The following is an 8,665-nucleotide window of genomic DNA, read 5'->3' on the forward strand; positions in this document are numbered from 1 at the left end:
CAGACTGTGTCTTACCGCTCTGCTTCCATGCCTCTATATGCACCTGCCAGAACTTGCCCTTATCACTATCCCCTACTTCACTACACTCTTCAAAATAATTTGACATGACGGCTCTCCTTTCATTGTTGGATACCATCATGTCATCTTCCCCTCAACCTGTGAAGATGGGGTTAATTAACCGCTTACATTAAGGGAGAACTGGAGCTTGTCTATATCCTTGAAAGCAAGGGTGAGCATTTGACAGGAAATACAGACACGGTTTACAAGCAGAAGGTCATGAACATTATGACTGAACAGAAAAAACAGAAGGCTATTCATCACTATGAACAGGCGGTGCTTCCATTCGGTCAGATAAATGATAGCATGGAATTTTATCTCGTGGAACAGGGTAAGGAAGAAGAATATTTGAAGAAGTTTTTCAAATAAGAATGGTTACACCTTATATATGTATCGCCTGCCCCTCAACCGCATGGGCAACTTCTTTAATTACCTCAGAAAGTGTAGGGTGAGGGAAGATGGTGTTGGAGATGTCGAAGTGGGTGGCTCCGAGGGACATGGCCATGGAAAGGCCGCCGATTAATTCAGATACCTCAGGGCCGATTATATGAACTCCGAGTACCTCTCCATATTTTTTATCAGCAACTATTTTAACGAAGCCGCCTATCTCTTCTCCTGATATGATCGCCTTGCTGTTAGCAGCGAAGGGGAATTTGCCGGTTTGAACGTCATATCCTTTTTCTTCTGCCTCTCTTGTTGTCAGTCCTATACTTGCTACCTGAGGATGAGAATAGTTGACTCGCGGTACTAAATGAGGATTATAGGGGTGAACCTCTTTTCCTGTTATATGGTGTACTGCAAGAATCCCCTCCTGAGAGGCGGCATGTGCAAGCAGGGGAGGGCCTGCAATGTCTCCGATTGCATAGATTCCGTTTGCAGTGGTTTCAAAATTTCCATTAACTTTTATAAATCTGTTATTAAGTTCAATCCCTAAGAGTTCTGTGCCAATCTTTTCCGCCACGGGTCTTCTTCCGAGGGCGGCCAGCATCTTTTCAGCAGTGATGGTCTCTTTCTGCCCGTCTTTCCTTTTTATCTCAACAGTAACGCCGTTATTGTCGGAACTTACATGTTCAACCATAGTTTCTGTAAGTATCTTTATGCCTTTCCGGGTGAGTTGTTTTTGAAGCACAGTGCTTATCTCATTATCTTCAAACGGTAATATACCTTCCTTCATCTCAACTACTGTTACGCTGCAACCCAATGTATTGAAGAGATAGGCAAACTCGATGCCTATGTCGCCGCCACCTGCGATTATAAGTGATGATGGGATATGGTCCAGCTCCAGGAGCTCATCACTGGAAAGAACATTTATCCTGTCAAATGGAAGCCATGAGGGGACCAATGGGGCTGAACCGGAGGCAATAATAATTTTTTTTGCCCTTAATTCACCTGTTTCATTACCATCATTAAACAGTAGTATCTTTCCCTTTGCAGACAGCCCAGACAGCCGTCCTTCAGCCTCCACAACCTCTACGCGGTTCTTCTTTAAAAGTCCCTTAACACCATTGTAGAGTTTATTTACCACCAGCTCTTTTCTTTTCCGTACCTGAGGGAAATCTATTGTCACACCTTCACACTTAATCCCGAAGTCCTGAGACCGTTTTGAAAGATGATATAAATATGCAGAATAAAGAAGAGACTTTGTCGGGATACACCCCCTGTGCAGGCAGGTGCCGCCCACTTTGTCTTTTTCAATCAGACATGTAGAGAGTCCGAGCTGTGCCGCCTTTATAGCAGCTACATATCCCCCAGGCCCGCCACCTATTATAGCAAGGTCAAACTCTTTTGTATTGTTTGTCATAATGGCACGATAACAGTTTTAAAAGACTGAGTCAATAGTAAGTTGGCCTTAAATAATGTGATTAATTTCTTTGTAATCTCACCCGGCCTGCCATTCCCTACGCTGCGTCCATTCAATCTGGTTACCGGCATGATTTCATAGGTAGTATTTGTAATGAAACATTCATCGGCATTGTAAAGTTCATCCGGATAAAATGGCTCCTCAATTACTGTAATCTGATTTTCCCTTGCTAGATTTATAACAACAGACCTTGTTACCCCATTAAGGATGCCGGTTTCCAATGAAGGTGTTTTGATGATGCTGTCTTTGACTATAAAGATATTGCTTGTTGTCCCTTCAGCAACATATCCTTCTGTGCTGAGCATTATCCCTTCTGTTGCGCCAAGGGCTTTGGCCTCTGCCCTTGCTATTATGTTATTCAGGAAGTTTATTGATTTTATTGCAGGGTTCAGTGAGGAAGGGGGTGTGCGTCTTGTATTTACGACTGCGGCATGAATGCCTGTTAAATAGAGGCTTTCAGGGTAGCCGTTAAACTCCTTCGGGATGATTATTACAGTGGGTTCAATGGATTGAACAATCTCAAGTCCCGGTTCGGACTCTCCGCGTGTAATGGTCAGTCTGAGATAGGCATTCTTTAGATTATTTTCCTTTAACGTCCTGTATAGTGCCTCTTTAAGATATTCTTTTGTAAAAGGGCATGTCAGAGAAATGCCGTCAGCAGATTCAAACAATCGTTCTAAATGGTCGTCACAATGGAATATGACACCATTATAAGACCTGAGTGTTTCGAATACGCCGTCTCCATATAAGAATCCCCGGTCAAAGACAGATACCTTTGCCTCTGAACCGGGGATTAAGCTTCCGTTGATATAGATTAACATCTTCCTATTTAATAGTGAAAAACCCCACCCTCACCTTAATCCTCTCCCTGAGGGAGAGGAAATTTCCCTCCCCTTCAAGGGGAGGGTTAGGGTGGGGATGGGGTTATTTTCGGGTGAACATCTAAAATCAAAATTTATTGAACACAAGCCCTGTCAGAAATTTTGGATAAAAGTATGTGGACTTCTGCGGCATACGCTCACCTGTATTTGTCACATCCCTTATCTCTTCAATCTTTGTGGCATTTAAGAGAAATCCTATCTGACATTTGCCATCACGGACTCTGTTGATGGCATCATCATCTTTAACATAAGTAAGGTTTTCCTGTTTTCTTATAGAATCCTCACTCAGTCCAAGTATGTCTTCAAGGATAAAGTTTTGCAGTATTGCCACGTCAAGCCTTCTCCATGCAATCGGCTTATCTGATGACCTCTTCTCAAGCAGTGACTCGTTTTTAAGAGAGAGCAGTATGTAGCGGTTGTCTCCATTTAAATACATCCCGAAAAGGTGCTCATCTGATTTTGCCTGTTTCATTGTAGCGAGTAACTGCTGTTTTGCTGTTGATTCGCCGGCCTGTTCAAAGTTAAAGTATTGAAGATTGAAGTTTGATGCAAGTTTGTCTGTAAGATTCTGTAGTTTATCCGCAGGAAGGCTGTGCAATAACCTGTGGGTCGGGAGTACGGTAAGTCCGGGTTCATCCATATTTGCAAAATACATCATGATGTAATTTGCCGGATGGTTTGCATCTGTTATAGTCCCTTTTTCCCTCAACTCATTCCTGTAATTCAGGGAAGACTCATACCTGTGGTGTCCGTCAGCGATATAGACGGTCTGGTTTTTCATCTCCTGCTGGACCAGATTAATCACCGCCGGGTCTGATACTGACCAGAGTCTGTGTCTGTATTTATTGTCATCCAGCACATCTATTTTCGGGGCTGAGTTTCCAATGTTTTCAGCAAACGCATTATTTATCTTACTGCCGGAAGAGTAAAGTGAGAATATAAAGCTGAAATTGGCAGAGCAGGCACGAAGCAGGTTCAGCCTGTCTGATTTTGGTTTGGATAACGTATATTCATGCGGAACAACTACCCCTGCGCTGAAGTCTTCCAGCCTGCATAAGGCAATAAAACCCTTCATGACCTTTTGAGTGGCGTCTTTAAGAGTATAAGTCAGGTCATAATAATATATGGATGGTGCATTATCTTTTATCAGTATCTCATTTGAGAGCCAGTTGGAAAGGTGGCCTGCCGCCCTTGTGTAGCGGTTTTTCTGTTCATTATCATCAGGATACTCCTTCCCGAGGTCAAGCCTGATTATATTATTTTCATGCCTGTTATAGAATTTCTCCTGTTCATCCGGCGATATGACATCATACGGCGGTGTGACAACCTGAGTTATGTCTTTGATCTTTTCCTGATTGTACAGGATGCCTTTAAATGGGATTATCTCTGCCATGTTCTGCCCTCTCTTAATAGTTAAGTATTATTTGTTGGTTCTACGCATTCCCCTCCTTAACAAGGAGGGGTTAGGGGAGGTGATTTTTCTGAGGCAAAAACTACCCCTCCTAACCTCCCCTTGTAAAGGGGAGGAAAATTATTTTTGTTTTTATTATTTGAATCTCCGTACCTCAAACCTGAATAGTTCTATTGCTTCACCATGTGTAATGCCGGCCTTACTTTTTGCAATCTCAATCTGTTCTTCCACAGTATCAACCCCTTCAATAGCCGGAAGCAGCAGTCCTCTCTTATAACCGCTTTTAACAATAACACCATATTTTACAGTGTCTAATTCATCCGCAGACTTTATACGTTCAGGTGCAGTAAGTACATCTACGGAAATATCAATATTCTCTAATTCAGATAATGTTACCGGCATAAACCTTGGGTCTCTTGTTGCAGAGCCTATGGCGTTATGGATAACCTCTTCAGCTACATTAGAACATGAGGGTTCATAAGTCCCGATGCACCCTCGTAACCTCCCTTTTATCTTGAGGGATACAAAGACACCATGCTCCTCCTGCATTTCATCTGTTAACATAGATGGCACTCTTAACACATCACCTTTTTCAAGGTATGTCTTGATTGCCTCTCTTGCCAATAAAACAAGCGGGTGAACTGTGTGTACCATATATTTTTTTAAAGTTTCAGACTTAGGTTTGATTACAATTCACGGTCAACCACATAATCGGCTACTGTAAAAAGGGCCTGCAGGTGAGTGGAGTCATCAAACATCAGGAGACTCTTCTTAGCCTTTTCAACATATTCCCTTGCCTTGTCGAATGAATAATTAATAACATCATGCTTGTTCATTAACTTTAAAATAAGACCGAGATTTTCCTCTGAAAAATCTGAAAGCCGTATAACCTGTTCTATTACAGACACCTCTTCTTTTGAACATCTCTGGAGGAGTGTCAAAAGCGGAAGGGTAACCTTGCCCTCCTGAAGGTCTTTCCCAATCGTCTTTCCAAGTTTCTTTTTATCAGCCGCATAATCCAGCGTGTCATCTGATACCTGAAATGCCATGCCGATATTCCAGCCGAATGACTCTATCATCTCCTTTTTTTCAGGGGTACACCCGCCAAGGATTCCTCCGATTCGGCAGGCTGTAGAGATAAGGGATGCGGTCTTGTTTGCAATAATATCGAGATAATCCGCCTCTGTGATGGAGAGGTCGCTGTTAAACTGGAGCTGGGCGAGTTCGCCCTTTGTCATAGCCCTTGTAGCATCCGCCACTGCCTCGTTTATTTCATGATTACGGAATGAGACGATGTTGCACTGGGCCTTTGTATATAGGTAGTCACCGACAAGAATACTGGCCTGATTTCCCCATAACATGCGGGCAGTCTTATTGCCCCGGCGGATATGTGCCTCATCCAGCACGTCATCATGGAGAAGGGTTGCAGTATGGATCAGTTCTATTACACTGGCAAGCTCTATCCTTGCATCTCCGCTATATCCTGCAATCTCAGAGGTAAGTATTAAAAGTAATGGCCTGAAACGTTTGCCCCCGCTTTTAAAAATGTATGTGCTGATAGTATCTATTAAAGGGACGTTTGATTTCAGGTCCTTTCGGATCTGATCCTCAACACGGCGGAGGTCTTCCCCATATTGATACCAGACATCGTCCATAGTCAACTTTGCATAAGTTTTCAATGCAGTCCTCACGGCGTCAATAGTAGGCTACAACAACAGTAGTTGTCAAGAGTAAAGTGAAATCTGAAAAACTGAAAATCTTCTATTAAAAACCATCTACTCTGATGCAAGTATTGGTTGTATTAATATTGCTGCATTAACAACTTATAGTTTATAGACTTTCAGAACTTAAAGGTTGTAATCTCCTACAATATGAAAGAAGAAAAATATGAGGTGATGCGGGGGCTTTCTGTAGGAAAACGGATAAAATATCTGAGGAAATATCTTGGATTATCACAGGAAAAACTTGGAGAGCTGATAGGCGTATCTTACCAACAGATACAGAAATATGAAAAGGGTGAGAATAAGATCAATGTGGAGAGGCTACTTCAAATCTCCGGTGTATTGCAAGTACCAGTGAAAACATTTTTTGAAGACATCCAGAGGATAGAAGAACACCCGCCTTTATACTACCAGAAAGGGCTTGCAGAGGAAGAAAAGGAGATAATCAAATATCTGCGATTGATACCTGATAAGGAATTCAGGGCAAACCTGGTCAGGCTTGTAAAAGCTGCTGCAGAGACACTTCAGAAGAATAATAAATAGTGTTTGTATAGCTCCCAGACACAGCAAATACCCCCGTGCCGGAACCTGGACTTTATTGCTTGTGGTTATTGGCATGTTGATACTTGTTGTCTTATTTATGAGGCCGTCTCCTAAAAAATTTATAGACCACAGGGTTATGCCCCTCTTGAACATCATAAAACCATAAGTTATAATTACCATGTAATTTTAACCTGACAGGTAAATAACACTGCTTACCATAAAAGATGTTTAAACGTCTAATAAATATGCCAATAGGAAAACACAGTTTTTTTCTATTTGGGCCACGGCAAACCGGGAAGACTACATTGGTTCAAACCATCCTCTCTTCCGGAACACCACATTTTTCCGTAAACCTTCTTGAAATAGAGACTTATGTTAAGTACTCAAGGGATCCGGCCCTTTTTCATCAGGAAATTGAATTTTGGCTCAGGAAACATTCCAGCGGGGTTGTGTTTGTTGACGAAATCCAAAAACTCCCGCTTCTTCTGGATCAAATCCATGCAATGATAGAAACCTATAAAGGACGGCTTACTTTTATTATGACAGGTTCAAGTGCAAGGAAGATGAAACGTGCACAGGTAAACCTCCTGGCCGGACGGGCATGGTCATTTAACCTTTTTCCTTTGACATATTTTGAAATTGGGGATGCCTTCCAGCTAAAAGAAGTGTTGAGGTATGGAACTATACCCGTCATCTTTGAAATGGATGATAGAGATAAGGTGAGGACACTCAAGGCATATACGGAAACATACCTGAAGGAAGAGATTCTTGCAGAGGCAATAGTCCGTAATACTCCAGCCTTCAGCCGTTTCCTTGAGCTTGCGGCAGATCAAAGCGGGATGTCTGTAAACTATAATAACTTTGCCAGGGAAACAGGGGTGGCTTCAAAAACTATAAAGGAATACTATCAGGTACTTGAAGATACTCTTATTGCTTTCCCCCTCCAGCCTTATCTGAAAAGCGCACGAAAGCGGCTCGTCTCCCATCCTGTATATTATTTATTTGATCTGGGAGTCATTAATGCACTTTGCCGGCGTCTGGAGGCCGAACCGGTCAAAGGTACTGATTTGTACGGAAGGCTTTTTGAACATTTCATCCTTCTTGAGATTTACCGTCTGAACCGTTACTCAGAAAAAGACTGGCCTATGTTCTATTGGCGAACCAGCCAGGGAGCAGAGGTGGACATTGTCCTTGAAACAGGACATGAACTCCTGGCAGTTGAGATTAAAAGCAAGAGTCAGATTCGTTCATCAGACCTTCGTGGGCTTTACAATTTTCTGGGAGAGTACAAAGGTTCACGGGGGATTTGTATTACAACCTCAGATCGTCCGTATGAAGTTAATGGCATTGAATGCCTTCCCTGGCAGGAGTTCCTGCAAATGTTCTTATCTCAACAATAAAAACCTTCAACTCATAATACCTGTAGTTGACATATATGACAACTACAAGTATTGTGGATCACATAGCCGGCTTCGTGAGTCTGAATCAAATGTCATGTCTGTTATCTTTGACATATTCAAAAGCCAGGTACTGTCTTATCTTCTTATCTTCCACCGGACTATCAGAAACAGTATGATTCAGATTCTGTCTGGGACGATATGGTATCTTACTGCTCCTTTTCCAAGTTACATATCCCTGCAGAGTGCACTTTATTATCATGGCATGATTTCTCAAATCCCGGCAGTTACATATTCTGTATCTCCGGCAAGAACACATGTTTTCAAAACATCTCTGGGGACGTTCTCTATTCATCATATTGATCCATCACTTTTCTTTGGCTATGCGCCGGTCGGCAAGTCTGGAATTAAGATGGCAGTACCGGAAAAGGCCCTAATAGATTTTCTCTACATGAGACCGGCAAAGTCAAAATTGTTTCGTTGTCTGCCTGAGCTGGAACTCCCGCGAAAATTCAATATAAAAGGTGTAAAGCAAATGATTCAACGAATTAATTCCCCGGGACGCCGGACGCTATTGGAGAAAAGGTTTCAGGAACTCATAGCCAGCCACAAGAAAGCAGTAAAAATGTAGCGTCGGGGTTCATCCCCGGCGTCTAAGGGTCTGTCATGAAATAAGTTGTGCATTTAGGCGCTCAGATTTCGGTCAGGTTTGAGTGCGACCGATTGAGCAAACCCGAAGGCGTAGTTGAATCTACGCTGAGGGGTTGCGATTGAGGAGCACACAAAGATGGCCG

The 8,665-nt window shown here is 42.6% G+C and carries 9 protein-coding genes; 4 read left to right on the forward strand and 5 right to left on the reverse strand.

Going from position 1 to position 8,665, the window contains the following annotated elements:
• The first annotated feature begins 285 nt into the window (after positions 1-285).
• A complete protein-coding gene (locus HZA08_05675) occupies positions 286-426 on the forward strand; it encodes a hypothetical protein (protein ID MBI5192915.1) in 141 nt (46 codons plus the stop codon).
• A gap of 13 nt (positions 427-439) precedes the next feature.
• Here HZA08_05675 and lpdA read toward each other — a convergent pair whose 3' ends face one another.
• The 5 genes from lpdA to HZA08_05700 form a co-directional block, all read right to left on the reverse strand.
• Positions 440-1,858: a dihydrolipoyl dehydrogenase gene (gene lpdA / locus HZA08_05680; protein ID MBI5192916.1), complete on the reverse strand. Its 1,419-nt coding sequence runs from the start codon at positions 1,856-1,858 to the stop codon at positions 440-442.
• Positions 1,855-2,739, reverse strand: a complete 885-nt coding sequence (gene ilvE, locus HZA08_05685; GenBank protein ID MBI5192917.1) for a branched-chain-amino-acid transaminase — start codon at positions 2,737-2,739, stop codon at positions 1,855-1,857. Before ilvE ends, lpdA begins: the two co-directional genes overlap by 4 nt.
• A 127-nt stretch (positions 2,740-2,866) precedes the next feature.
• Positions 2,867-4,192 carry a DUF1015 domain-containing protein gene (locus HZA08_05690; GenBank protein ID MBI5192918.1) on the reverse strand — a complete coding sequence of 442 codons (1,326 nt, stop codon included), beginning with the start codon at positions 4,190-4,192 and terminating at the stop codon, positions 2,867-2,869.
• A 153-nt stretch (positions 4,193-4,345) separates the two neighbouring features.
• The gene (amrA, locus tag HZA08_05695; protein MBI5192919.1) at positions 4,346-4,864 is read right to left on the reverse strand and encodes an AmmeMemoRadiSam system protein A; all 519 of its coding nucleotides are present in this window, start codon (positions 4,862-4,864) and stop codon (positions 4,346-4,348) included.
• 32 nt (positions 4,865-4,896) lie between these two features.
• The gene (locus HZA08_05700) at positions 4,897-5,889 is read right to left on the reverse strand and encodes a polyprenyl synthetase family protein (GenBank protein MBI5192920.1); all 993 of its coding nucleotides are present in this window, start codon (positions 5,887-5,889) and stop codon (positions 4,897-4,899) included.
• Between the two features lie 192 nt (positions 5,890-6,081).
• On the opposite strand from HZA08_05700, the gene HZA08_05705 reads away from it, so the two are divergent.
• The 3 genes from HZA08_05705 (at position 6,082) to HZA08_05715 (ending at position 8,502) form a co-directional block, all read left to right on the forward strand.
• Positions 6,082-6,474 carry a helix-turn-helix transcriptional regulator gene (locus HZA08_05705; GenBank protein ID MBI5192921.1) on the forward strand — a complete coding sequence of 131 codons (393 nt, stop codon included), beginning with the start codon at positions 6,082-6,084 and terminating at the stop codon, positions 6,472-6,474.
• A 245-nt stretch (positions 6,475-6,719) separates the two neighbouring features.
• Positions 6,720-7,874 carry an ATP-binding protein gene (locus HZA08_05710; GenBank protein MBI5192922.1) on the forward strand — a complete coding sequence of 385 codons (1,155 nt, stop codon included), beginning with the start codon at positions 6,720-6,722 and terminating at the stop codon, positions 7,872-7,874.
• The gene (locus HZA08_05715; GenBank protein ID MBI5192923.1) at positions 7,816-8,502 is read left to right on the forward strand and encodes a hypothetical protein; all 687 of its coding nucleotides are present in this window, start codon (positions 7,816-7,818) and stop codon (positions 8,500-8,502) included. Before HZA08_05710 ends, HZA08_05715 begins: the two co-directional genes overlap by 59 nt.
• The last annotated feature ends 163 nt before the right edge of the window (positions 8,503-8,665 follow it).

Source organism: Nitrospirota bacterium, from assembly GCA_016212215.1.
GTDB lineage: Bacteria > Nitrospirota > 9FT-COMBO-42-15 > HDB-SIOI813 > HDB-SIOI813 > JACRGV01.

Excerpts from the sequence above, each read along its gene's own strand:
- HZA08_05675 (MBI5192915.1), top strand. The coding sequence starts at position 286 with ATGACTGAACAGAAAAAACAGAAGGCTATTCATCACTATGAACAGGCG.
- lpdA (MBI5192916.1), bottom strand. The coding sequence starts at position 1,858 with ATGACAAACAATACAAAAGAGTTTGACCTTGCTATAATAGGTGGCGGG.
- ilvE (MBI5192917.1), bottom strand. The coding sequence starts at position 2,739 with ATGTTAATCTATATCAACGGAAGCTTAATCCCCGGTTCAGAGGCAAAG.
- HZA08_05690 (MBI5192918.1), bottom strand. The coding sequence starts at position 4,192 with ATGGCAGAGATAATCCCATTTAAAGGCATCCTGTACAATCAGGAAAAG.
- amrA (MBI5192919.1), bottom strand. The coding sequence starts at position 4,864 with ATGGTACACACAGTTCACCCGCTTGTTTTATTGGCAAGAGAGGCAATC.
- HZA08_05705 (MBI5192921.1), top strand. The coding sequence starts at position 6,082 with ATGAAAGAAGAAAAATATGAGGTGATGCGGGGGCTTTCTGTAGGAAAA.
- HZA08_05710 (MBI5192922.1), top strand. The coding sequence starts at position 6,720 with ATGCCAATAGGAAAACACAGTTTTTTTCTATTTGGGCCACGGCAAACC.
- HZA08_05715 (MBI5192923.1), top strand. The coding sequence starts at position 7,816 with ATGGCATTGAATGCCTTCCCTGGCAGGAGTTCCTGCAAATGTTCTTAT.